General features: G+C 63.9%; 22 protein-coding genes. 10 read left to right on the top strand and 12 right to left on the bottom strand.

The features are described 5' to 3' along the window. Positions 1–80 precede the first annotated feature (80 nt). From mksB to mksF, 3 genes are read left to right on the top strand one after another with little or no spacing between them, the layout of a single operon-like run. Complete coding sequence (mksB, locus tag V0R59_RS11150; RefSeq protein WP_330073903.1) at positions 81–1,370, top strand: Mks condensin complex protein MksB; 1,290 nt, start codon at positions 81–83, stop codon at positions 1,368–1,370. Further along, positions 1,360–2,064 carry an Mks condensin complex protein MksE gene (gene mksE / locus V0R59_RS11155; RefSeq protein WP_075801493.1) on the top strand — a complete coding sequence of 235 codons (705 nt, stop codon included), beginning with the start codon at positions 1,360–1,362 and terminating at the stop codon, positions 2,062–2,064. Before mksB ends, mksE begins: the two co-directional genes overlap by 11 nt. Next, positions 2,061–4,892 carry an Mks condensin complex protein MksF gene (gene mksF / locus V0R59_RS11160; RefSeq protein ID WP_330073904.1) on the top strand — a complete coding sequence of 944 codons (2,832 nt, stop codon included), beginning with the start codon at positions 2,061–2,063 and terminating at the stop codon, positions 4,890–4,892. The genes mksE and mksF overlap by 4 nt, the downstream gene beginning before the upstream one ends. Before the next feature lie 175 nt (positions 4,893–5,067). Here mksF and V0R59_RS11165 read toward each other — a convergent pair whose 3' ends face one another. The 5 genes from V0R59_RS11165 to rplU all read right to left on the bottom strand — a co-directional run bounded on the left by V0R59_RS11165 (position 5,068) and on the right by rplU (position 8,770). Next, complete coding sequence (locus V0R59_RS11165; RefSeq protein ID WP_330073965.1) at positions 5,068–5,487, bottom strand: CreA family protein; 420 nt, start codon at positions 5,485–5,487, stop codon at positions 5,068–5,070. 47 nt (positions 5,488–5,534) lie between these two features. Beyond that, complete coding sequence (gene proB / locus V0R59_RS11170) at positions 5,535–6,653, bottom strand: glutamate 5-kinase (protein WP_330073905.1); 1,119 nt, start codon at positions 6,651–6,653, stop codon at positions 5,535–5,537. 93 nt (positions 6,654–6,746) lie between these two features. Next, on the bottom strand, positions 6,747–7,973 hold the full coding sequence (gene cgtA / locus V0R59_RS11175) for an Obg family GTPase CgtA (RefSeq protein ID WP_330073906.1): 1,227 nt from the start codon (positions 7,971–7,973) through the stop codon (positions 6,747–6,749). A 189-nt stretch (positions 7,974–8,162) separates the two neighbouring features. Continuing rightward, on the bottom strand, positions 8,163–8,420 hold the full coding sequence (gene rpmA, locus V0R59_RS11180; RefSeq protein WP_009398991.1) for a 50S ribosomal protein L27: 258 nt from the start codon (positions 8,418–8,420) through the stop codon (positions 8,163–8,165). Positions 8,421–8,455: 35 nt separating this feature from the next. Continuing rightward, the gene (rplU, locus tag V0R59_RS11185) at positions 8,456–8,770 is read right to left on the bottom strand and encodes a 50S ribosomal protein L21 (protein WP_009398990.1); all 315 of its coding nucleotides are present in this window, start codon (positions 8,768–8,770) and stop codon (positions 8,456–8,458) included. Positions 8,771–9,019: 249 nt separating this feature from the next. Here rplU and V0R59_RS11190 point away from each other — a divergent pair, with 249 nt between their 5' ends. The 3 genes from V0R59_RS11190 (at position 9,020) to V0R59_RS11200 (ending at position 10,812) form a co-directional block, all read left to right on the top strand. After that, a complete protein-coding gene (locus V0R59_RS11190) occupies positions 9,020–9,988 on the top strand; it encodes a polyprenyl synthetase family protein (RefSeq protein WP_330073907.1) in 969 nt (322 codons plus the stop codon). Positions 9,989–10,089: 101 nt separating this feature from the next. Continuing rightward, positions 10,090–10,431, top strand: coding sequence for a zinc ribbon domain-containing protein YjdM (locus V0R59_RS11195; RefSeq protein ID WP_316921428.1), 342 nt, complete (start codon positions 10,090–10,092; stop codon positions 10,429–10,431). Positions 10,432–10,563: 132 nt separating this feature from the next. After that, the gene (locus V0R59_RS11200; protein ID WP_330073908.1) at positions 10,564–10,812 is read left to right on the top strand and encodes a PA4570 family protein; all 249 of its coding nucleotides are present in this window, start codon (positions 10,564–10,566) and stop codon (positions 10,810–10,812) included. 135 nt (positions 10,813–10,947) lie between these two features. Here V0R59_RS11200 and V0R59_RS11205 read toward each other — a convergent pair whose 3' ends face one another. The 5 genes from V0R59_RS11205 to V0R59_RS11225 all read right to left on the bottom strand — a co-directional run bounded on the left by V0R59_RS11205 (position 10,948) and on the right by V0R59_RS11225 (position 15,615). Beyond that, entirely contained in the window at positions 10,948–11,565 is a 618-nt protein-coding gene (locus V0R59_RS11205) for an FKBP-type peptidyl-prolyl cis-trans isomerase (protein WP_330073909.1), read from the bottom strand. A gap of 87 nt (positions 11,566–11,652) precedes the next feature. Further along, a complete protein-coding gene (locus V0R59_RS11210; RefSeq protein ID WP_330073910.1) occupies positions 11,653–11,958 on the bottom strand; it encodes a DUF6482 family protein in 306 nt (101 codons plus the stop codon). A gap of 137 nt (positions 11,959–12,095) precedes the next feature. After that, complete coding sequence (locus tag V0R59_RS11215) at positions 12,096–12,584, bottom strand: TIGR00645 family protein (RefSeq protein WP_330073911.1); 489 nt, start codon at positions 12,582–12,584, stop codon at positions 12,096–12,098. A gap of 115 nt (positions 12,585–12,699) precedes the next feature. Then, on the bottom strand, positions 12,700–13,008 hold the full coding sequence (locus V0R59_RS11220) for a PA4575 family protein (RefSeq protein ID WP_330073912.1): 309 nt from the start codon (positions 13,006–13,008) through the stop codon (positions 12,700–12,702). Between the two features lie 168 nt (positions 13,009–13,176). Continuing rightward, entirely contained in the window at positions 13,177–15,615 is a 2,439-nt protein-coding gene (locus tag V0R59_RS11225) for a Lon protease family protein (protein ID WP_330073913.1), read from the bottom strand. 274 nt (positions 15,616–15,889) lie between these two features. On the opposite strand from V0R59_RS11225, the gene V0R59_RS11230 reads away from it, so the two are divergent. From V0R59_RS11230 to V0R59_RS11245, 4 genes are all read left to right on the top strand, one after another. After that, the gene (locus tag V0R59_RS11230; RefSeq protein ID WP_330073914.1) at positions 15,890–16,378 is read left to right on the top strand and encodes a DUF3015 domain-containing protein; all 489 of its coding nucleotides are present in this window, start codon (positions 15,890–15,892) and stop codon (positions 16,376–16,378) included. Between the two features lie 80 nt (positions 16,379–16,458). After that, positions 16,459–18,312, top strand: coding sequence for an Lnb N-terminal periplasmic domain-containing protein (locus V0R59_RS11235; protein ID WP_330073915.1), 1,854 nt, complete (start codon positions 16,459–16,461; stop codon positions 18,310–18,312). Positions 18,313–18,433: 121 nt separating this feature from the next. Then, the gene (locus V0R59_RS11240; RefSeq protein WP_330073916.1) at positions 18,434–18,781 is read left to right on the top strand and encodes a hypothetical protein; all 348 of its coding nucleotides are present in this window, start codon (positions 18,434–18,436) and stop codon (positions 18,779–18,781) included. Between the two features lie 71 nt (positions 18,782–18,852). Beyond that, a complete protein-coding gene (locus V0R59_RS11245) occupies positions 18,853–19,356 on the top strand; it encodes a GreA/GreB family elongation factor (RefSeq protein ID WP_330073917.1) in 504 nt (167 codons plus the stop codon). On the opposite strand, the gene gdhA is transcribed toward V0R59_RS11245, so the two are convergent. Then, positions 19,353–20,690 (bottom strand): NADP-specific glutamate dehydrogenase, encoded by a 1,338-nt coding sequence (gdhA, locus tag V0R59_RS11250; RefSeq protein ID WP_330073918.1) that lies wholly within the window; start codon positions 20,688–20,690, stop codon positions 19,353–19,355. The two genes, V0R59_RS11245 and gdhA, sit on opposite strands and share 4 nt — an antisense overlap. Positions 20,691–20,951: 261 nt before the next feature. Continuing rightward, complete coding sequence (ettA, locus tag V0R59_RS11255) at positions 20,952–22,616, bottom strand: energy-dependent translational throttle protein EttA (protein WP_330073919.1); 1,665 nt, start codon at positions 22,614–22,616, stop codon at positions 20,952–20,954. Between the last annotated feature and the right edge of the window lie 313 nt (positions 22,617–22,929).

Genomic DNA, 22,929 nt, shown 5'->3' on the forward strand with positions numbered 1-22,929 from the left:
TGCAAACGATCAAGGGTGAAACCATTCCCGTTCAATGCAGTACAATCCGGCGTTTTATTTGGCAGCGAGTCGACCCGCCAATGATCGAACCGAAACGCGTCCTGCGCGCCCTGGCCGAGCACTGGAACCTGCTGGAACCTTTGTCAGAGCGTTTTGACGGCGGCACCCTGAGCCTGGGCGAACTGCGCCAGCAACTGGCCGCCCAGCAGCTGGAGAGCACGCCGCAGGACATCACCGCCCTGCTCGACGTGTGGATCCGCCTGGACATCCTGGTGCCGGTGGCGAAAAGCCCGAACCGCTTCGAGCTGAACGCCCAGATCCACGATTTCCTCGCCTACCTGCGCCGCGAGCACCGCCTCGGCCTGTGCCTGGAGATCGAGGCCTACCTGCGCCACCTGGAGCGCCTGGCCGGGCATATCCAGGACGCCTTCGACATTCGCGACGGACATGACCTGGCGCGCCAGCTGCGCCTGCTCGACATGCGCGTGCGCGACGTGCTGAAGAAGCTCGACAACGACGAACAGGCGCTGGTCGGCGTGGCCGAGCGGGCCAAGACCAGCGACCGGCAGATCCCCCTGCGCCAGCGTTATGCCGAGGTCCTGGCGACCTGGGACGAGTACGTCGAGCCGATGATCCAGCTGGTCAATGCCGACGGCGCCTTCGAACAAGGCGTGCGCAAGGTCGAGACTGTGCTCCTGCGCCTGCTCAGCGAACAGGCGCGACTCGGCCAGCTGGTCGACGACGACATGCTGCTGCGCACCCACGCGCGCATCCTGGAGATGCAGACCAGCGCCCAGCTGACCCTGCGCCATGCCCGCGAACTGCTGCTGCCGTTGCGTGAGGAAGCGCGCCGGCACAACGCCGTGACCCGCGGCGCCGCGCTTGCCCTCTCGGTGATCCGGCGCAAGGGCATCGATGCCGTGCCGCAGGCGGCCATGCCGCTGTTCACCCGGCCACAAAGCACCTTCCTCGGCAGCGCCAGCCAGGTCGAGGCCTACGTCTATGCCCTGGCCCGCTTCGAACCCAAGCCGGCGCGCTTCCCCAAGGCGCACAAGAGCCACAAGGGCGAACCGACCCGCGCCCCGCGCACGGTCAAGGAAATGCTCGAACGCTGCGAAGACGCCCTGCCGCTGCCGGACCTGATGGTCTGGCTGCTGGAGCAGGAGCCGGAAGGTGCCACCGACGAGTTGCTGTACTGGTTCTCGCGCCTGTCGCGGGAAAAACGCTTCAACCGCGAACGCCTCGAACGCCGCGACTACACCACCCGCGAACACTTGGTGAGCCTGCGCTCCTTCGCGCTGACATCCAGCCGCGAAACGTCGCCCGGACTTTCGCCCGAACCTGCTGCGAGCCCTGCCCATGCATCTTGATCTTTCCGAACTGTCCCAGCTCGCACCGATCTTCCGCGAGCTGTTCAAGGGCTTCCACATCAGCCGGCGCGACCCTGAGCTGTACGCCCAGCTGTCGAACTTCCAGGACCAGTACCGCGGCCTGTTCAAGGCCCTGGGCTACGAGCTGGTGTGCGACACCCGCGGCTTCTACTACTTCGTGCCCGAGCAGGCCGCCGCCCAGGTCAACAAGACCGCGCAGCGCCTGGCGCTGTTCACCTTCATCCTCGTCGAGCACCTGGCGGACCAGGGCCGCGACCCGATGTCGGTACTGGACGGCGGCAGCCTCGGCCGCGACGAACTGCCGTCGATGCTGGACAAGTACCGCGACCTGTTCCTCCAGGCCGAGGTGCAGACCCCGGACGAGCTGGAAGAGAAGATCATGCGCCGCATGACCCAGCTCGGCTTCGCCCACGAAGAGAACGGCATCTACCGCTTCCTGCCGCCGATGCACCGCTTCCTCGACGTCTGCCTGTCGGTCCAGCAGGACCGCGACCTGGCCGCCAGCCTGCACAGCAACCTGCCGCTGCCGACCCCGGTGCTGGTGGTCGAGGAAACCCCGGAAGAACTGAACCGCACCGACGATCCACTGGATCTCGCGCCGTTCGCCGAAGAAAGCGAAGAAGAGGCCCTGGCCCGGGCCATCGCCGAAGAGCAACAGGAGATTGACGCATGAGCCAGGAACGCTACGGCATCCGCCGCTTCGCACTGCTCAACACCGCCGGCTACAGCCTCGGCCTGTTCCCCCTGGAACACCCGCTGTCGGTCTACGGCGCCAACAACCTGGGCAAGAGCGCCTCGATCAACGCGCTGCAATTCCCGATCCTGGCGCGCATGTCGGACATGAGCTTCGGCAAGTACAGCCTGGAGCAGTCGCGGCGCTTCTACTTCGCCAGCGATACCAGCTACATCCTCTGCGAAGTCAACCTGCCCCACGGCCCTCACGTCATCGGCGTGGTCGGCCGCGGCCCGGGTGGCGGCTTCGGCCACCAGTTCTTCGCCTACGCCGGCGAGCTGGACCTGGCCCACTACCAGAAGAACGACACCTGCCTGCGCCAGAAGGAGCTGTTCGCCAACCTGGAGCGCAACGGCCTCAAGGCCTACGAGCTCAAGCCCGACGAACTGCGGCGCCTGCTGGTCGGCGGCCACACTTCGATCCCGCTGGACCTGACCCTGATCCCGCTGCGTTCCACCAGCGAGCAGAGCCTGAAGACCTTCCGCGCCCTGTTCATCAACCTGCTGCACATGCGCGAGATCACCGCAGCCAAGCTCAAGCAGCTGTTCCTCGACGCCTTCGAGCACAGCCTGCGCTCCGGCAGCGTCGACTATATCGCCGCCTGCGACGAAGCCTTCCGCGACGTGCGCCGCATGGAACAGGACTACAACTCGCTGGTGGCCGCCGGCCCGCTGGTGGAAGCCCTGGCCAACGGCGTCGCCCAGCGCGACATCCTGCGTGGCAAGCTGCACCGCCTGTCGCCGCTGCTCGACTCGCTCCTGGGCACCTGGCAGGACTATTCCAGTGCGCGCAAAGAGGAACTGGTGATCCAGTCCGAGCACTACAAGGGTGAACAGGACGCGCTGCAGAACGACCAGCGCACCGGTACCCAGGAGCTGATGCGCCTGGAACGCGAGATCAGCGGCATCCAGCGCTGGCTCGGCGAGCTGTCGGTATTGAAGAACCGCTTTGCCCTGGTGGACGACGTCAAGGTCCTGGAGCAGCAACTGCTGGCGGCCAAGGACGCCCACGACGAACTGGCCGGTGCGCTGGCGCAGTCTCGCCAGTTCAGCGCCGAGGATCTGGAAGAGCGGCTGCGCGACCTGGAAAAGCGCCTGAAGTCGGTGAAGCAGCAACTCGACCATGCCGACAACAACAGCTACGCCCGCCTGCGCGAGGAGTTCTCCCAGCAGGACGTCGAGCGCCTGATGCGCCTGTTCAACGGCGCGCTGTTCAGCCTGCCGCTGGGTGAGCGCGGCATCGAGCTGGACGAGAGCGATGTCTGGATCAAGACCCTGGAAGCCCTGCTGGACGGTTTCAAGGGCGAGCGCTTCGAAGTGCCGGGCATCTCCGTCGACCTGTCGCATATCGAGCCGCCGGCCCTGCAGGCCCTGGCCGACCGAGCCGCCCTGCGCGACCAGAAGGAGCGCCTGGAGAAAGAGCTCAAGCAGCTCAAGACCCAACAATCCGTGGCCGCCGACCGCGCCGCCAGCAAGACCCAGACCGAAGCCCTGTACCAGCAGGTGCTCGACGCCCAGAAAGCCCTGGAAGACTTCCGCCGCAGCCAGACCCTGAGCGCCGAGGAAGGCGACAAGCTGGAACAGCTGGCGCAACTGGAAGCCGCCCAGGATGAGCTCAAGCGCTCCAGCGACGCCTTCACCGAGCGGGTCCAGCAACTGTCCGCCAAGCTCCAGTTGGTGGGCCGGCAGATCGCCGACATGGAAGCCAAGCAGCGCACCCTCGACGACGCCCTGCGCCGGCGCCAGCTGCTGCCGGCGGACCTGCCGTTCGGCACGCCGTTCATGGAGCCGGTGGACGACTCCATGGACAACCTGCTGCCGCTGCTGAGCGACTACCAGGACAGCTGGCAGGGCCTGCTGCGGGTCGACAACCAGATCGAGGCGCTGTATGCCCAGGTACGCCTCAAGGGCGTGGCCAAGTTCGACAGCGAAGACGACATGGAGCGTCGCCTGCAACTGCTGATCAACGCCTACGCGCACCGCACCGACGAAGCCCTGACCCTGGGCAAGGCGCGCCGCGCGGCGGTCACCGACATCGCCCGGACCCTGCGCAACATCCGCAGCGACTACGACAGCCTGGAACACCAGCTGGCCCTGTTCAACCGCGAGATCAACCGGCGCCAGGTGTCCAACCTGGAGAGCTTCCGCATCGTCCTCGCACCGAACAAGGAAGCGCTCAAGCACATCGACCAGATCATCCACAGCGCCGGCCAGTACGAGGAAGGCGAGACCCTGTCGGTGTTCGACCTGAGCCAGAGCGCCGAGCAGGACAACAAGAACGAAGAAGCCAAGGAATACCTGGCGCGGCTGGTGGCGGCGAACCACAACCAGCTGGGCCTGAAAGACCTGTTCGAGCTGGCGTTCGAGATCACCAAGGTCAATGGCCAGCCGGTGATCCACACCGACATCGACGGCGCGGCGTCCAACGGCACCACCATGACCATCAAGGCGCTGACCAACATGTACCTGTTGCTGCACCTGATGGACCGCGACCTCGCCGGTCGCGTGCGCCTGCCGTACTACCTCGACGAGGCGGCGGACATCGACGAACGCAACCAGGCCGCACTGCTGGAAACCAGCCTGCAACTGGGCTTCGTGCCGATCCTGGCGAGCGTGAAGCCGCAGGTGTCGGCGCGGGTGGCGATCGACCTGGAAGGCGGTAGCGGACCGAACGGGATCTACATCGACGAGGCGGACTGGAAGTACATCAGCCGGCTGGATGTGGAGAAGGCGGTGGTGCGGGAGGATGTGGAAGAGGCTTCAGCCTGAAGGTCGTTAGCGTTTTTCCATCTCGGGGGCGATTTATTAACGTTTTCGAGATGGGATTACTGTTTTAAGCAGAACACGGACCTTGTGGGAACGGGTTGACCCGCGATTGCGGTAGTGGATTCATCGCCGCAATCGCGGGTGAACCCGCTCCCACAGGGTCCGCACTCGACAGAAGCTATTTGGCCCAAGGCAGGATCGGAATCGCCGTCACCGCATTCTGCGGGCTGCCTTCGATGATCCGGTCGCTGTACACCAGGTAAACCAGAGTGTTGCGCTTCTTGTCGAGGAAGCGCACCACCTGCATGGTCTTGAACACCAGCGAGGTGCGTTCCTTGAACACTTCCTCGCCATCCTTGAGCGTACCCGTGAACTCGATCGGCCCGACCTGACGGCAGGCGATGGACGCCTCGGCACGGTCTTCGGCCAGGCCCAGGCCGCCCTTCACACCGCCGGTCTTGGCCCGCGACAGGTAGCAGGTCACGCCCGAGACCTTGGGATCGTCGAAGGCTTCGACAACGATCTTGTCGTTCGGTCCGAAGACCTTGAACACGGTGGAAACCTCACCCACCACTTCCGCCGAAGCCAGCACCGGCATCGCCAGCAGGGCGGCGGCAAACAGTCCCTTGAACACAGTCACGCTCCTCACACCAGAATCAGGTTGTCGCGGTGCACCAGCTCCGGCTCGGCGCTGTAGCCCAGCAGATTCTCGATGGCGTCAGACGGCTGGCCGATGATCTTCTGCGCTTCCAGCGCGCTGTAGTTGGCCAGGCCGCGGGCGACTTCGACACCATCCGGGCCGACGCAGACCACCATCTCGCCACGACGGAAGCTGCCCTGCACGGTCTTCACGCCCACCGGCAGCAGGCTCTTGTTGGCTTCGCGCAGCGCCTGAACGGCACCGGCGTCGAGCACCAGGGTGCCGCGGGTCTGCAGGTGGCCCGCCAGCCACTGCTTGCGCGCCGCCAGCATGCCGCGCTCGGGCGACAGCAGGGTACCGATGCGCTCGCCGGCCTTGAGACGGTCGAGCACGCGCTCGATACGCCCGCCGATGATGATGGTGTGGGCACCGGAACGAGCCGCCAGGCGCGCCGCGCGCAGCTTGGTCTGCATGCCGCCACGGCCCAGCGCGCCGCCGGTACCGCCGGCCACGGCGTCCAGGGCCGGATCGTCGGCACGGGCTTCGTAGATCAGCTGGGCCTCGGGGTTGTTGCGCGGGTCGGCGTCGAACATGCCGTCACGGTCGGTGAGGATCACCAGAAGGTCGGCCTCGACCAGGTTGGCCACCAGGGCCGCCAGGGTGTCGTTGTCGCCGAAGCGGATCTCGTCGGTGACCACGGTGTCGTTCTCGTTGATCACCGGCACCACGCCCAGTTCCACCAGGGTGCGCAGGGTGCTGCGGGCGTTGAGGTAACGCTTGCGGTCGGAGAGGTCGTCGTGGGTCAGGAGAATCTGCGCAGTGTGCTTGCCGTGCTCGGCGAAGCTCGACTCCCAGGCTTGCACCAGGCCCATCTGGCCGATGGATGCGGCGGCCTGCAGCTCGTTCATCGCACTCGGTCGCTTGGTCCAGCCCAGACGGCTCATGCCGGCAGCCACGGCCCCCGAGGAGACCAGCACCAACTCGACGCCCGCTTCACGCAGGGCCACCATCTGCTCGACCCAGACACCCATGGCCGCGCGATCCAGGCCCTTGCCATCTGCCGTCAGCAGGGCACTGCCAATCTTCACGACCCAGCGCTGGGCACCTGTCACCTTGCTCCGCATCTTCTTCCAACCTATCGATCTGTGTGGATTCTGTAGATTCTGTAGATAACAAAACGCCGCTTGAAAAAGCGGCGTTCAGTGTACTGCAACGGATCAGTCGCGCACGTAAATGATTTCCGGACCGTCTTCGTCGTCCTCGTCGCCCCAGAAGTCATCGTCGTCATCGCTGGCATCGGCCACGCTCTTGACGCCGGTGCGGCGCAGGGTGCGGGCGTCGTCGAGGGCCTGCAGCTGGGCGCGGGCTTCGTCTTCGATGCGCTGGTCGAGGTCGGCCAGTTCCGCGGCGTAGGCCGGGTCGGCCGCCAGGCGGTCGGCGCGGTCTTCGAGGTAACGCATCAGGTCGTGGCTGATCTGTTCGGTGCCCTGGCGGGAGATGGCCGAGATCAGGTAGACCGGGCCTTCCCACTGCAGGCGATCGACCACTTCCTTGACCCGCGCTTCGCGCTCGTCTTCCGGGATCATGTCCGACTTGTTCAGCACCAGCCAACGCTCGCGCTCGCACAGCGACGGGCTGAAGCGCTCCAGTTCGTTGACGATCACTTCGGCGGCATCGGCCGGGCTGCTTTCGTCCAGCGGCGCCAGGTCGACCAGGTGCAGCAGCACGCGGGTGCGCGCCAGGTGCTTGAGGAAGCGGATACCCAGGCCGGCACCGTCGGAAGCACCTTCGATCAGGCCGGGAATGTCGGCGATTACGAAGCTCTTCCAGCGGTCGACGCTGACCACGCCGAGGTTCGGCACCAAGGTGGTGAACGGGTAGTCGGCAACCTTCGGCTTGGCGGCCGAGACGGCGCGGATGAAGGTGCTCTTGCCGGCATTCGGCAGGCCCAGCAGGCCGACGTCGGCGAGGACCTTCATTTCCAGCTTGAGGTCACGCTGCTCGCCCGGCTTGCCTGGGGTTGTCTGGCGTGGCGCGCGGTTGGTACTGGATTTGAAGCGGGTGTTGCCCAGGCCGTGCCAGCCGCCCTGCACCACCATCAGTTTCTGGCCAGCCTTGACCAGGTCGCCGATGATTTCCTGGGTGCTGGCGTCGATCACGGTGGTACCGACCGGAACCCGCAGGATCAGGTCTTCACCCTTCTTGCCGGTGCAGTCGGTGCTGCCACCGTTGGCGCCGCGCTCGGCTTCGAAATGACGGGTATAGCGGTAGTCGACCAGGGTGTTGAGGTTTTCGTCGGCGACCATGTAGATCGAGCCGCCATCACCACCGTCACCGCCGTTGGGACCACCGTTCTCGATGAATTTTTCGCGGCGGAAGGCCATGCAACCGTTCCCGCCATCACCGGCTTTGACCCGGATCGATACTTCGTCAACAAACTTCATTCAAAACCGCCTCTCGTCGGATGGACGAGCTGAGTGACCAGATAACGTAAGGCTCTTGCAAAAATGAGCGCGGCGACTCCCGTCATGCGAATACAGCGCCGGCAGCCCAAGCGGACAGCTTTGCAAGAGACTCACTCCAAAAACGAAAAAGCCCCGTCGCAAGACAGGGCTCTTCCAGCGTGCGCGCGATTACTCGGCGACAACGCTCACGTAACGACGACCGAAGGCGCCTTTTACTTCGAACTTGATCTTACCCGCGATCTTGGCGAACAGGGTGTGATCCTTGCCCATGCCAACGCCGTAGCCGGCGTGGAACTGGGTGCCGCGTTGGCGGACGATGATGTTGCCTGGAACGATAGCCTGGCCGCCATACATCTTCACGCCAAGGCGTTTGGCTTCTGAGTCGCGACCGTTGCGGGTACTACCACCAGCTTTTTTGTGTGCCATGAGTTCAATTCTCCTGAAGGGGGATTAGGCTGGTATTAAGCCTGAATACCGGTGATTTTGATCTCGGTGAACCACTGGCGGTGGCCCATGCGCTTCATGTGGTGCTTACGGCGGCGGAACTTGATGATGCGCACTTTGTCGTGACGACCTTGGGAGATCACTTCAGCGACAACCTTGGCACCAGCAACGACTGGAGCGCCGATGTTTACGTCGTCGCCATTGGCGACCAGCAGAACGCGGTCGAAAGTAACGGATTCGCCAGTGGCGACTTCCAGTTTTTCGATCTTCAGGTATTCACCTTCGGCGACTTTGTACTGCTTGCCACCGGTAACAATTACTGCGTAAGACATGGTATTTCTCCGATAATCCTGCTCACCCAGCGCTTTATAGGAAGAGTATTGGCTGGCATGGCTGCACGAGGCTGGAACGGCCCGGTGCAATTGCGTAAGGCAGGTGCTGCCCAGGAAGTAGGGTGCGCGATTGTACGCAAGCCATCCGGCCCTTGCAAGTGGCGCCCAGACCCGCCGGGCCGGGCGCCTTGACACGCCGGGACCCGCGACCTAGCATGCCGCGCAACCTCTATGGAGCACCTGTGGCCGATGCAACCCCAAGCTTTCTACCGCGCAGTAGCGGACGATTTCAGCGCCGTTGACGAGATCATCAAGAAACAGCTGACTTCCCGCGTTCCGCTGGTATCGAAAATCGGCGACTACATTACCTCGGCTGGCGGCAAGCGTCTGCGCCCGCTGCTGGTCCTGCTCTGCGGCAAGGCCCTGGGCCGTGAAGGCGACGACCTGCGCCTGCTCGCCGCCACCATCGAATTCCTGCACACCGCCACCCTGCTGCACGACGACGTGGTCGACATGTCCGGCATGCGCCGTGGCCGTTCCACTGCCAACGCCCTGTGGGGCAACGCGCCGAGCGTACTGGTGGGCGACTTCCTTTATTCCCGCTCGTTCGAAATGATGGTCGAGCTGGGCTCGATGCCGGTCATGCAGATCCTCTCCAAGGCCACCCGGGTCATCGCCGAAGGCGAAGTGCTGCAGCTGTCGCGGATTCGCGACGCCAGCACCACCGAAGAGATCTACATGGACGTCATCCGCGGCAAGACCGCGATGCTATTCGAGGCCTCGACCCACAGCGCCGCCGCCCTGGCCAATGCCAGCGACGAGCAGCGCGAGGCCCTGCGCACCTTCGGCGACCACCTGGGCGTGGCCTTCCAGCTGGTCGACGACCTGCTGGACTACAAGGGCGACGCGCAGACCCTGGGCAAGAACGTCGGCGACGACCTCGCCGAGGGCAAGCCGACCCTGCCGCTGATCTACACCATGCGCGAGGGTACCCCGGAACAGGCCGCCCTGGTGCGCCAGGCGATCCAGAAAGGCGGGATCGAGGACCTGGAGCGCATCCGCGAAGCCGTGGAAGCCTCCGGCTCGCTGGACTACACCGCCAACCTGGCCCGCGACTACGTGGCCCGCGCCATCGCCTGCCTCGAAGTGCTGCCAGCCAGCGAATACCGCGACGCGCTGGTGGAGCTCAGCGAATTCGCGGTCGCCCGCACCCACTGACAGACCCCTCCCGGCCCGTCGCTCGACGGGCCCGCTTTTCCTCTACAGGGCAAAACCCTATACAATGTGGGCTTTCTGCACGCACACCCCGAGGAAACTTAGTGAGCACCTTGCCACCCTGCCCCAAATGCAACTCCGAATACACCTATGAAGACGGCGCTCAACTGATCTGCCCCGAGTGCGCCCACGAGTGGTCGGCCAACGGCGAAGCCGAGGCGGCCAATGACGACGTGGTGAAGAAGGACGCGGTGGGCAACGTCCTGCAGGACGGCGACACCATCACCGTGATCAAGGACCTGAAGGTCAAGGGCACCTCGCTGGTGGTCAAGGTCGGCACCAAGGTCAAGAACATCCGCCTGTGCGATGGCGACCACGACATCGACTGCAAGATCGATGGCATCGGCCCGATGAAGCTGAAATCGGAGTTCGTCCGCAAGGTCTGACCCCCGCCATTTCCGGGTGCGCGCTGCGACATCGGCGCGCACCTCGGCAGAAAATGCAAATTATTCCCAATTGTCACTTGCTATTCTGATAATAAGAATTATTCTCACTGAACGCTTTCAAGGAGAATAGCCATGACTTATCTGATCGACGCCTGGCTTGACCGCCCGCAACCTTACCTGCGCATCCTCCACCGCGAGACCGGCGAAGTCTGTGCCGTGCTCGAACAAGCGGCACTGGACGAACTGCGCGACCAGGGAGACCTGGACCTGAACGGATTGAATTCGAGTGAGCCGATCGTGCTCAAGGAACTGGTGAGGAACCTGTTCCTGTTCTGCTATGCCCGGGCGTTGCGCCCGAATACCCCGCATACGGGGTTCTAGCTGATCATGCAAGCGACGCGGCCCTTGGGGGAGCGGGTTCACCCGCGATTGCAACGGTGAACTCACCACCGTAATCGCGGGTGAACCCGCTCCCACAGGTCCACGCCGGATCAAGCATCGATGTAAGGCAGTACCTTACAGAACGTCCAGCAACTCGACGTCGAACACCAGCACGCTGTGCGGCGGGATGCTGCCAACGCCTTGCGCGCCGTAGGCCAGCTCGCTCGGCACGTACAGGCGCCATTTGCTGCCGGCGTTCATCAGTTGCAGGGCTTCGGTCCAGCCGGCAATCACGCCGCCAACCGGGAATTCGGCCGGCTGGCCACGATCGTAGGAGCTGTCGAAGACAGTGCCGTCGATCAGGGTGCCGTGGTAGTGGGTACGCACGCTGTCTTCACGGGTCGGCTTGGCGCCTTCACCGGCGGTCAGCACTTCGAACTGCAGGCCGGAAGCCAGGGTGGTGATGCCTTCGCGCTTGGCGTTCTCGACCAGGAATTCCTTGCCGGCAGCGGCAGCAGCTTCTGCCTTGGCGGCCTGCTCGGCCTGCATGACTTCACGGATGACCTTGAAGCTGGCCGACAGGTCGGCCTCGCTGACACGGCTCTCGGCGCCATTGAAGGCGTCGGTCAGGCCAGCCAGGATGGCTTCCAGGCTGACGCCCGGTGGCGGGTTGTCGCGCAGTTGACCGCCCAGTTGGCGGCCGATGCCGTAGCTGACGCGGGATTCATCGGTGGACAGGTTGAGTTCGGACATTGATCTACTCCGCAGCAGGGCGCACTGACAACCGCGCCCTTCATGAAAAGGGCGAGCAGCCTAGCACACTGCAGCGAAGCGCATCAGCTACCTGGCGGAACGGCTGGACAGCGGCAGCTTGAGGTCTTCCTCGGGAACGTCGGGCATGCCGCACATTTCGTCCTGCACCGACCAGTGCACCAGGTGCAGCGGCAGTTTCGGCAGGCCGTCGAGTAGATGGTGAGCCTCCTCCACCGAATGCACTTTCAGGCGCCCGCCACGGGTGTCGGTGAGGGCATGGACGTGGCCGTGGGCGCGGGCTTCCAGCAGATAGTCGCCACCTTCGATGGCGATCAGGTTGATTTCCTGGATGTGGCCCGTGCGGGCCTGGGCGTTCAGTTCGTGCAGGTTCATGGCAGTACCTCGCAGCGGGAACAGTCGGGCGTCCGTTCATTTTTTGTACAGCAACGCCCAAAGCACAAGGCAGAAACGCAACCGCCCGTCCGTTTGGCAACGGACGGGCGGTTCGATGACGCGGACAGGACAGCCAATCAGTGCTTGGTGAGCTTGTCCAGGTAACCCATGGCAAAGGCCGAGACCACGAAGGTCATGTGAATGATCACGTACCACATCAGGTACTGGGTGGAGATGTTCTGCGCATCCATGAACACCCGCAGCAGGTGGATCGAGGAAATCGCCACGATCGACGCCGCGACCTTCATCTTCAGCGACGAGGAGTCCATCTTGCCCAGCCAGTTGAGCTTTTCCTTGTCCTCGTCGATGTCCAGTTGCGAAACGAAGTTCTCGTAGCCGGAGATCATCACCATCACCAGCAGGCCACCTACCAGGGCCATGTCGATCAGCGACAGGATTACCAGGATCAGGTCGGCCTCGGCCAGGTTGAAGATGTTCGGCAGGACGTGAAAGATCTCCTGGAAGAACTTCAGCGCCAGCGCCAGCAAGCCCAGCGACAATCCAAAGTAGATCGGTGCGAGCAGCCAGCGCGAGGCGTACATCGCATTTTCGATAAAGCGTTCCATTGAGCTAGTCACCTGAAGGCGGGGAAAATCGGGCGGGAGTATATCAGCCGAACGTGTAGGAAAAAGCCCGCGACGCGCTGCCGCAGGCCGGATGAAGGCGCTTGGAGCCCGGCGCTCAGTGAGAAATGTGACCGTTGACCCGGCGCAGTTGCGCCTGCAGGTGCACGCACCAGATTTGCGGATCGTCCGCCAACTGGTAGCCGTGCAGGGTCAGGCTGTCGACGATGGCATCAAGCACCGATTCGGCGACGGAAGGACCGTGGAACGGCCCCTGGGCCTTGATCGCGGAAGGTTGTTCGCCAGCCATGCCGGCGGCGAAGAGCAGCGTCCACATACCGGTATCGCCGGCCAGCGGACGTATGCTGCACTCGATGCGGGTCACCAGACCCAGGCATTGACGGGTAAGGCTGAGGCTGCGCGGCATGGCGACGACCCTCGGAAGAATCTCGTTCAGCCTTCGAACAAGGCTGTTTCCATCCTGTACCGACGACTATCCATGCTTTGAAGAATAGAAGAAAACCGGCCGACACAAGCGACCGGCGGCAAGCGGGCGCCGAATGGTAGTGCCATCACGGCGCCCGCCAGTATTGCGTCAGGCCGGTTTTACCTCGGCAAGTGCCTGTTCGGCCTGATCTTTCTCGGCTTCCTTGAGGTCCTCTTCGCTGATCATCTCGGCAATCACCCGCAGCCGCTCCACCACCCGGGCGTTGACGCTTCCCTCGGGGAACTGGCCATCGGCATCCGGCGTGCCGGCGGGCTCGCCCACCAGCAGGCTCAGGGCCTCGTCGGCCTGGCTCACGGCGTAAACATGGAACTGCCCGGCGCGCACGGCCTGCAGCACCCGCTCGTCGAGCATCAGGGTGGAGACGTTGGCTTTCGGGATGATCGCCCCCTGCTCACCGGTCAGGCCGCGAGCCTCGCAGAGACGGAAGAAGCCCTCGATCTTCTCGTTGACCCCACCGACCGCCTGCACTTCGCCGAACTGGTTGATCGAGCCGGTGATGGCGAAGCACTGCTTGAGCGGGGTCTTCGACAGCGCGGAGATCAGCGTGCAGGCCTCGCCCAGCGAAGCGCTGTCGCCGTCGACATAGCCGTAGGACTGCTCAAGGGCGATGCTCGCGGAAATCGCCAGGGGGAATTCCTGGGCGTAGCGGCTGCCGAGGTAGCCGGTGAGGATCATCACGCCCTTGGAGTGGATCGGCTGGCCGAGGTTGACCTCACGCTCGATGTCGACGATGCCGCTGCCGCCCGGGTACACCGTGGCGGAAATCCGCGCCGGCACGCCGAATGCCGAATCGCCCACTTCCAGCACGGTCAGGCCGTTGCACTTGCCCACCGCCGCGCCCTCGGTGTCGATGAGGATGATCCCGGCGAGCATGTCGTCGAGAATCCGAGCCGACACCCGCCCGGTGCGGGTGGCCTTGGCCTTGAGCGCACGTTCGATATGGCCGACGTCGGTCATCTCGTCGTTGGCCAGGTGGCGGATGAAGTCGGCCTCGCTGACCAGCTGGAACAGGTCGCCGATCCGCGCCGACAGACGCTTCTGGTTTTCCGCCAGGCGCGCGCTGTAGGTTGCCAGGCGCGCCACCGCATCGGCGGTCAGCGGCGCCATGCCTTCCTCGCTGGTGCGGGTCTTCAGGAGTTGGGCGAACTGCTCCAGGCTCTCGTCGTGCATCGGGATCTCTTCGTCGAAGTCCACCAGCACGCGGAACATCTCCTGGAAGTCCGGATCATGGTCTTGCAGCGCGTAGTAGAGCTGGCGCGCGCCGATGATCACGACCTTGACCTGCAACGGGATCATCTGCGGCGTCAGGGTCACGGTGGCGATGCGACCCAGCTCGCCCAGCGGCGATTCCATCTTCAGCTTGCGCGACTGCAGGGCACGCTTGAGCGCATCCCAGACGAACGGCTCGCCGAGCATCTTCTCCGCTTCGAGGATCAGGAAACCGCCATTGGCGCGATGCAGCGCGCCGGGGCGCAACTGACGATAGTTGGTGTACAGGGCGCCCTGGTCGGTGCTGTATTCGATACGGCCGAACAGGTTGTCGTAGGTCGGGTGCGGCTCGAACACCACCGGCGCGCCGCCGCTGGCGGAATGGCCGACGACCAGGCTCGGCGAAAGCTGCTCTTCGAGCATCTTGCGCGCCACCGCGTCGACCTTGCTGTCGTCCACCAGTTGCTCGACGACGGTACGCAGCAGATGCACCTGCATGGCCTGCAGGTAGGCGCAGACAGCGGCGTTCTCCGAATATTTTTCCGACAGCGGGCCCAGCAGCGGTTGCAGGGCCAGGGTGATGGTTTCCTCGTTGAGCTGGCGCAACTGGTTGTTCGACTCGCGCTTCCACTGCGGCAGGCTGGCCAGTTCTTCGTTGAGACGCTCTTCAAGGTCGGCGATATCGCTGTGGAAGCGCTCGCGCTCGGCTTCCGGCAACTGGGCGAACTCGGCCTCGTCGAGGGCCTTGCCATCGCTCATCGGGGTGAAGGCGACGTTGCTGCTGTCGCGGTACAGCGCCACGTCCTTCTCCAGCGAGGCGCGCTCGATCACGTCGAGGGCGCGGTCATAGCGCTGGTTGAAGGCACGGTCGATGGCGCTCTTCTTCTGCTGGTAGGAGGGGTGTTCGAAGACCGCCGGGAAGGTCACCACCAGGTTGTCGATCAGGGCGCCGATATCGGCGATGAAGGTGCTCGCGCTACCTGGCGCCAGCTCTACCGCGCGCGGCTCGCGCGGCTCGTCGAAGTTGTTGACGTAGACCCAGTCGGACGGGGTGTGCAGGCGCTTGCCCTCGGCCTTGAGGTAGCGCTTGACGAAGGAGAAGCGGCCGGTGCCCGGCTCGCCCATGACGAATACGTTGTAGCCCGGACGGGGCATGGCGACGCCGAACTGCAGGGCCTCTACCGCACGTTCCTGGCCCAGCACACCGCGAAATGGCTCCAGATCATTGGTTGTGGAAAAAGCGAACTGTTCAGCGGAAAACGGCCGGGTCAGGGCTTCTGGCGCAAGACGCAGGCTCGCAGCGACAGGATCGGGCATCGGGTTTCCTTACTTCGGCGGGGCAGATGCGGGCATTCTGGCGCCGCCTACAGCCGCGTTGCAAGGCTCTTGGCGCATTTGCCTGCAACCGTCGAAAACGTGATGAGACACGCGTGTCAAAGCAATATTTCGCAATTAACAACGGAACCGCAAGATCGTGCCTAAACTCTACACTGCGCGGCCGGGTAGATAACCGGACCCGATCCGGCAGTCCCCCCGAGGCACGCCGGACAACCCTGACCTTTGGTTTGCAAATCAAAAAGAGAACAAAGCTATGAAACGGATTCTTCTGGGTACTCTGTTCACCGCGGTTTCGATCAACGCCATGGCCCAGGCGCCCGGCGGTCCGGACTGCGGTTGGGGCAACATGCTGTTCGAAGGCCAACGCGGCACTCCCGCTCACTTCCTCGCTTCCACCACCAACGGTACCTCGGGCAACGCCACCTTCGGCATGACCTCGGGCACCAACGGCTGCTCGACCAACGCTGCGCTGACCTACGGCGGCAAATCCTGGTTTGCCATGAACGGCATGATGAACGAGCTCTCCGAAGACATGGCCAAGGGCCAGGGCGAAGCCCTGACCACCTACGCCGTGGTTCTCGGTGTGGCACCTGAAGACCGCGCGCACTTCGCCGCTGTCACCCACCAGCACTTCCAGGACATCTTCAAGACCGCGGACGCCACCGCCGAAGACGTTCACACCAACACCCTCGCCGTGCTCAAGTCCGACGCACGCCTGGCCAAGTACGCCACTCCGGCCTGAACCTGACGTTGCGTCACCCCGCCCCGCCCAGGGGCGGGCTGTTGATTCCCATCGGTTTCATCGAGAAGTAGTTGCCCGACATGCTCAAACGCCTCGCCTACCTGGCGCTCTGTGCCTGTGCCCCGCTGCACGCGGCACCTTTCATGGATGAATCGCGCCTGCAACGGCTGGCCGCGGATCCCTACTGGATCGCCCTCGGTCATTACGAGACGGGCAAGCTGGGCGGCTGGCGCAGCTATGTCGATGACGACCGGTTCTTTCTTGCCGAAGACGGCGCACACCATCCCGAACGGGAACTGGCAGCTACGGTGCAGGCCCTGTACGAGCCGGCCAGAAAGAGCGACAAGCATGCCCAATGCGTCTATCCGGCGCGCACCCGCTGGTTGCGCGAGCAACTGCAACTGACCGACCTGCCGGCCCCCGACTGCGCCGAATACACCCGCTGGTTCCAGGACGTGGCGCCGCACAGCGCGGTGCTGATCTTCCCCGCCGCCTACCTGAACAGCCCGTCGTCGATGTTCGGCCACACCCTGTTGCGCATCGACCAGGCCGATGTGCAGAGCAACCAGACCGCCCTGCTCAGCTACGCGGTCAACTTCGGTGCCTATATCGAAGGTAACGACAACAGCATTCTCTACGCCTGGAAGGGCCTGATGGGCGGTTATCCCGGCCTGTTCGCCTTCGTCCCCTACCAGGAGAAACTTTCCGAATACCGCAGCCTGGAAAACCGCGACCTGTGGGAGTACCGGCTGAACCTCACGCCCGAGGAAACCGGGCGCATGGTCGAGCATATCTGGGAGCTCAAGCAGATCCGCTTCGACTACTTCTTCTTCGACGAAAACTGCTCCTACCGCCTGCTGGAACTGCTCCAGGTGGCGCGCCCGAGCCTGGACCTGACCTCGCACTTCCCGCTCACCGCGATCCCTACCGACACGGTCAAGGCGGTGAAGCACGCCGGGCTGGTCGAGCGCGTGGACTACCGTCCGTCACGGGAACGCGAACTGCTGGCCCGCGCCGAGCCGCTGGACAAGGGCGAGCAACAACAGGTGCTGGCCCTGGCCGCCGATACCGCCTGGCTGCAAAGCCCTGAATTCACCGCCCTGCCCTCGCCACGCCAGGCCCTGGTGCAGGACGCAGCCTATCGCCTGGAGCGTTACCGCGCCACCGGCCAGGAACGCGATCCAGCCCAGGCAAAACGCAGTTTCGAGCTGCTGCGGGCGATTAACCGCAACCCGCCGCCGCCACTGGACATCGAGCGTCCCGGCCTGCCCGAGGACGGCCATGAATCGCGTACCTGGCAGCTTGGCGTCGGCACTCGCGAAGACCGCGCCTTCGCCGAATATGGCCTGCGCATGGCCTATCACGACCTCAACGACAACGCCTACGGCTTCCCGCTGGGCGCGCAGATCGAGATCCTCCAGCTCAAGCTGCGCCAGTACGAGGGCAACGACTGGCAGGTGCAGCGCCTGGACCTGGCAACCATCCGCTCGCTGACACCGCGCAACGACCTGCTCAAGCCCTGGTCATGGCAGGTTGCCGGTGGCCTGGAGCGAGTGCCGGGCAAGCACGGCGACGAGGTGCTGGTCAGCCATGTCAACGGCGGTGCCGGGGGGACCTGGGCGCTGGGCGACGACATGCTCGGCTTTGCCCTGGGTACGGTGCGGGTCGAGCATCACAACGACTTCGCCCAGTTCATCGCGCCGGCGGCCGGATTCAACACCGGCTTGCTGTGGCGCAACGGGCTGGGCAACCTGAGCGTCGAGGCCAGGGGCGATTACTTCACCAATGGCGAGGTGCGCCGTAGCCTGAGCCTGAACCAGCAGTGGGAACTGAGTGACAACCTGGGGCTGCGGTTGAGTGCCAAACGGGAGTTCAGCCAGTTGGCGACGGCGCAGAACGAGGTGATGCTGGAATTGAAGTGGTACCACTATTGATGGCCGTGTGGGAGCGGGTTCACCCGCTCCTACAGCATCTCTGCAACAGTTTCACGGCCTTTTGACGGCACTCTGACAATCCCCCTCCTAGACTTCCCCCCATCATGCGGAGAGTCTTGCGATGCGGTGGTACTGGATAGTGGCTGTGCTGTTCCTGGCGGGTTGTCAATCGACCCACCAGCAATTGATCGAGAGGGGTTATCCACCGGCCTACGCCGATGGCTTCCAGGACGGCTGCGGCAGTGGCCGCCAGGCCGCCGGGGTGATGGCCGGGGAGTTCCGCAAGGACGTCCCGCGCTACCTGCACGAGCGCCAGTACGAAACCGGCTGGGACGACGGCTTCCGCCAGTGCCAAGCAATGCGCGAGAACCAGGACCAGCAGCGTTACTACGACCGCCACTGGGACGAACGCGAAGAACGCTGGCAGCAGGAAAAGGACCAGGGCGCCGCGCGGGCCTATCGGCGTTGAAAAGGTCGCAATCGGGCATCCACTGAAACCGCGCACCTGCCAGCATGGTCTTCTGGCAAAGGAGACCATCAATGAGCCGAGCATTCGTCAACGAGGACCAGGCCGCCGCCCAGGCCAGCCAGCCGGTCGAGCGCAAGGTCAGTGACCAGCCCAACTACGTCACCGCCTCGGGCCTCGCCGCCTTGCAGCAGCGCGTGGCCGATCTCAATCGCCTGCGCAGCGAACTGCTCGCCCAGGGTGAGCGGGCCGACAAACAGGCCCTGGCCGACACCGAACGCGACCTGCGCTACTTCAGCGCACGGCAGCAGAGCGCCCAGGTGGTACCGGCGGCGACGTCACGGGACAAGGTACAGATCGGCAGCCGGGTGACCTACGTCGATGAGCAGGACCGACAGCATGTGGTGCAACTGGTGGGGGAAGACCAGGCCGACATCGCTGCCGGCCTGGTCAACTGGGGTTCCCCGTTGGGCCGGGCGCTGCTAGGAGCGGCACCCGGTGACGAGGTTGTGTGGCGACGACCGGCGGGCGATCAGGTGATCGAAATCGTCGCCATCGAGCCTGAGCCCGAAACTTAAACCACGCCCTGCGCCAGCATGGCATCGGCAACCTTGACGAAGCCGGCGATGTTGGCGCCTTTCACGTAGTTGATACGACCGTTTTCCTCGCCGTAGTGCACGCACGCATGGTGGATCGACTGCATGATGTTGTGCAGCTTGCTGTCCACTTCACCGGCGGTCCACAGCAGGCGCATGGCGTTCTGCGACATTTCCAGGCCGCTGACCGCAACGCCGCCGGCGTTGGAGGCCTTGCCCGGGGCGAAGAGGATGCCGGCTTCGATGAACAGGTCGACCGCTTCCAGGGTAGTCGGCATGTTGGCACCTTCGGCCACGCAGATGCAGCCATTGGCCAGCAACGCGCGGGCATCGTCCAGGTCCAGTTCGTTCTGGGTGGCGCATGGCAGCGCGATGTCGCACGGCAGGCTCCATGGGCGCTGGCCTGCACGGAACTCCAGGCCGAACTGGCTGGCCAGCTCGCTCAGGCGACCACGCTTGACGTTCTTCAGCTCCATCAGCGCGTCCCACTGGGCATCGGTCAGGCCGGCTTCGGCGAACAGGGTGCCTTCGGAGTCGGACAGCGAGATCACCTTGCCGCCCAGGTCCATGACCTTGCGCGCGGCGTACTGGGCGACGTTGCCCGAGCCGGAGATGGCCACGCGGCGGCCGTCGATACGCTTGTCTTCGCGCTTGAGCATTTCCTCGGCGAAGTACACGCAGCCGTAGCCGGTGGCTTCAGGACGGATCAGGCTGCCGCCGTAGTTCATGCCTTTGCCGGTCAGCACCGACGTGAACTGGTTGGCCAGGCGCTTGTACTGGCCGAACATGAAGCCGATTTCCCGGGCGCCCACGCCGATATCACCGGCCGGCACGTCGAGGTCGGCACCGATGTGGCGGTACAGCTCGCTCATGAAGGCCTGGCAGAAGCGCATCACTTCGGCGTCGCTCTTGCCCTTCGGATCGAAGTCGGAGCCGCCCTTGCCGCCGCCCATGGGCAGGGAGGTCAGGGAGTTCTTGAACACCTGCTCGAAGGCCAGGAATTTCAGCACGCCGATGTTTACCGATGGGTGGAAGCGCAGGCCGCCCTTGTACGGGCCGATGGCGCTGCTCATCTGGATGCGGTAGCCGCGGTTGACCTGGACCTTGCCCGTGTCATCGACCCAGGACACACGGAACAGCACCGCGCGCTCAGGCTCGACCATGCGTTCGAGGATGCCGGCTTCGAGGTAGTGCGGGTTGGCTTCGAGGAAAGGCCAGAGGCTGCGCAGGACTTCTTCGACAGCCTGGTGGAATTCGGGTTGGGCAGGATCGCGCTGTTTCAGACGCGCGAGGAAGTGATCGACAGATTCAGTCATGAGTAGACATCTCACCGAGGGAGTTGGACTTTTTGGTTTTTTCGGGACTTTACCAAGAAGCAATCGCACTGGAATAGGGCGAAATGTCGTTTTTCTGAATTTTTTTGGTGCATTTCTATAAGTGTATACACAAAGCTTCACGCCCTAGGTAGAGCTGTTGGGGCCGGCTTCATTAGCGATGAAGGCAACTCCAGGCCAAATGACAGGCACAAAAATGGGGCCACAAAGGGCCCCATTCCTGTGCATCAATAACCGACCTTATCAGGCCAGCTTCTTGTGCCGTACCCGGTGCGGCTGGGCAGCTGCGTCGCCGAGGCGCTTCTTCCGGTCCGCTTCGTACTCGGTGTAGTTGCCTTCGAAGAACACCGCCTGCGAGTCATCCTCGTAAGCCAGGATATGGGTCGCAACGCGGTCCAGGAACCAGCGATCGTGGGAAATCACGATGGCGGCGCCCGGGAAGTCCAGCAGGGCTTCCTCCAGCGAACGCAGGGTTTCCACGTCCAGGTCGTTGGACGGTTCGTCGAGCAGCAGGACGTTGCCGCCCTCCTTCAGGGTCAGGGCCAGGTGCAGGCGGCCACGCTCACCACCGGACAGGTCCTTGACGAACTTCTGCTGGTCGCCGCCCTTGAAGTTGAAGCGACCGACGTAGGTACGCGACGGGATCTCGTAGTTGCCGATGCGGATCTGGTCGGAACCGTCGGAGATCTGCTGGAACACGGTCTTGCTGCCGTCCAGGTCCTCGCGGCTCTGGTCGACGCAGGCCAGTTGCACGGTTTCGCCGATCTCGATACTGCCGGAGTCCGGTTGTTCCTTGCCCATCAGCATGCGGAACAGGGTCGATTTACCCGCGCCGTTACCACCGATGACACCGACGATCGCGCCTTTCGGCATGGTGAACGACAGGTTGTCGATCAGCACGCGATCGCCATAGCCCTTGGTGACGTTCTTGAATTCGATGACCTTGTCGCCCAGGCGCGGACCGGCCGGGATGTAGATCTCGTTGGTCTCGCTGCGCTTCTGGAATTCCTGCGACTGCATTTCCTCGAAGCGGGCCAGACGGGCCTTGGACTTGGACTGGCGGGCCTTGGCGCCTTTGCGCACCCACTCCAGTTCTTCCTTCATGGCCTTCTCGTGGGCCGACTGCTGCTTCGACTCCTGGGCCAGACGGTCGGACTTGGCTTCCAGCCAGCCGGAGTAGTTGCCCTCGTACGGAATGCCGGCGCCGCGGTCGAGTTCGAGGATCCAGCCGGCGACGTTGTCCAGGAAGTAACGGTCGTGGGTGATCGCCACCACGGTGCCCGGGAAGTCGTGGAGGAAGTGTTCCAGCCAGGCGACGGAGTCGGCGTCCAGGTGGTTGGTCGGTTCGTCGAGGAGCAGCATGTCCGGAGCGGACAGCAGCAGGCGGCACAGCGCCACGCGGCGTTTTTCACCACCGGACAGGTGCTCGACCTTGGCATCCCACGCTGGCAGGCGCAGGGCGTCGGCGGCGACTTCCAGCTGGCGCTCCAGGTTGTGACCGTCGCTGGCCTGCAGGATGGCTTCCAGCTTGGCCTGCTCGGCGGCCAGCTTGTCGAAGTCGGCATCCGGTTCGGCGTAGGCCGCGTAGACCTCGTCCAGGCGGGCCTGGGCATCCTTGATCACGCTGACGGCTTCCTCGACCACTTCGCGCACGGTCTTGGCCGGATCCAGTTGCGGCTCCTGCGGCAGGTAGCCGACGTTCAGTTCCGGCATCGGACGGGCTTCGCCGTCGAACTCGGTATCGACGCCCGCCATGATCTTCAGCAGGGTGGACTTGCCCGAGCCGTTCAGGCCAAGCACGCCGATCTTGGCGCCGGGGAAGAACGACAGGGAGATGTTCTTGAGGATTTCACGCTTGGGCGGAACAACCTTGCTCAGCCGGTGCATGGTGTAAACGTATTGAGCCAAAATGCGGACCTCGCTCGAATCGTTGGAAAAGCCCCGTCCGCGGGACAGGGCTGGAACAAACCGGGTATCGGCGTCGCTGCGCGTGCGGGTTTTCCCGGGGCAGGATCGCGGCGGGCACAGGCCGTGGCCTCACCCTTGTACTACTGATAGTCGGAACCGCTAAGGTTACCCCAACTGGGCGACGGCGGGCAGGGGGCACGCCGGTGCAACCTCTACCGTCGGGCACGAGGGAGAACAGGGTTGCGACGAACAGGACTGGCACTTTGCCACACTTCAGGGCATGCTAGCCGCCCTTCGGGCGTCCGGCTTATAG

Source organism: Pseudomonas ulcerans (assembly GCF_036324125.1).
Classification (GTDB): domain Bacteria; phylum Pseudomonadota; class Gammaproteobacteria; order Pseudomonadales; family Pseudomonadaceae; genus Aquipseudomonas; species Aquipseudomonas ulcerans.

What these genes read in the sequence shown, in the direction of transcription:
- mksB (WP_330073903.1), top strand. Translation starts at nt 81, where the DNA reads ATGATCGAACCGAAACGCGTCCTGCGCGCCCTGGCCGAGCACTGGAAC.
- V0R59_RS11200 (WP_330073908.1), top strand. Translation starts at nt 10,564, where the DNA reads ATGACTTATCTGATCGACGCCTGGCTTGACCGCCCGCAACCTTACCTG.
- V0R59_RS11235 (WP_330073915.1), top strand. Translation starts at nt 16,459, where the DNA reads ATGCTCAAACGCCTCGCCTACCTGGCGCTCTGTGCCTGTGCCCCGCTG.
- V0R59_RS11205 (WP_330073909.1), bottom strand. Translation starts at nt 11,565, where the DNA reads ATGTCCGAACTCAACCTGTCCACCGATGAATCCCGCGTCAGCTACGGC.
- V0R59_RS11190 (WP_330073907.1), top strand. Translation starts at nt 9,020, where the DNA reads ATGCAACCCCAAGCTTTCTACCGCGCAGTAGCGGACGATTTCAGCGCC.
- gdhA (WP_330073918.1), bottom strand. Translation starts at nt 20,690, where the DNA reads ATGACTGAATCTGTCGATCACTTCCTCGCGCGTCTGAAACAGCGCGAT.
- V0R59_RS11245 (WP_330073917.1), top strand. Translation starts at nt 18,853, where the DNA reads ATGAGCCGAGCATTCGTCAACGAGGACCAGGCCGCCGCCCAGGCCAGC.
- V0R59_RS11240 (WP_330073916.1), top strand. Translation starts at nt 18,434, where the DNA reads ATGCGGTGGTACTGGATAGTGGCTGTGCTGTTCCTGGCGGGTTGTCAA.
- V0R59_RS11225 (WP_330073913.1), bottom strand. Translation starts at nt 15,615, where the DNA reads ATGCCCGATCCTGTCGCTGCGAGCCTGCGTCTTGCGCCAGAAGCCCTG.
- mksE (WP_075801493.1), top strand. Translation starts at nt 1,360, where the DNA reads ATGCATCTTGATCTTTCCGAACTGTCCCAGCTCGCACCGATCTTCCGC.
- proB (WP_330073905.1), bottom strand. Translation starts at nt 6,653, where the DNA reads ATGCGGAGCAAGGTGACAGGTGCCCAGCGCTGGGTCGTGAAGATTGGC.
- mksF (WP_330073904.1), top strand. Translation starts at nt 2,061, where the DNA reads ATGAGCCAGGAACGCTACGGCATCCGCCGCTTCGCACTGCTCAACACC.
- V0R59_RS11165 (WP_330073965.1), bottom strand. Translation starts at nt 5,487, where the DNA reads ATGCCGGTGCTGGCTTCGGCGGAAGTGGTGGGTGAGGTTTCCACCGTG.
- rpmA (WP_009398991.1), bottom strand. Translation starts at nt 8,420, where the DNA reads ATGGCACACAAAAAAGCTGGTGGTAGTACCCGCAACGGTCGCGACTCA.
- V0R59_RS11210 (WP_330073910.1), bottom strand. Translation starts at nt 11,958, where the DNA reads ATGAACCTGCACGAACTGAACGCCCAGGCCCGCACGGGCCACATCCAG.
- V0R59_RS11220 (WP_330073912.1), bottom strand. Translation starts at nt 13,008, where the DNA reads ATGCCGCGCAGCCTCAGCCTTACCCGTCAATGCCTGGGTCTGGTGACC.
- V0R59_RS11230 (WP_330073914.1), top strand. Translation starts at nt 15,890, where the DNA reads ATGAAACGGATTCTTCTGGGTACTCTGTTCACCGCGGTTTCGATCAAC.
- rplU (WP_009398990.1), bottom strand. Translation starts at nt 8,770, where the DNA reads ATGTCTTACGCAGTAATTGTTACCGGTGGCAAGCAGTACAAAGTCGCC.
- V0R59_RS11215 (WP_330073911.1), bottom strand. Translation starts at nt 12,584, where the DNA reads ATGGAACGCTTTATCGAAAATGCGATGTACGCCTCGCGCTGGCTGCTC.
- cgtA (WP_330073906.1), bottom strand. Translation starts at nt 7,973, where the DNA reads ATGAAGTTTGTTGACGAAGTATCGATCCGGGTCAAAGCCGGTGATGGC.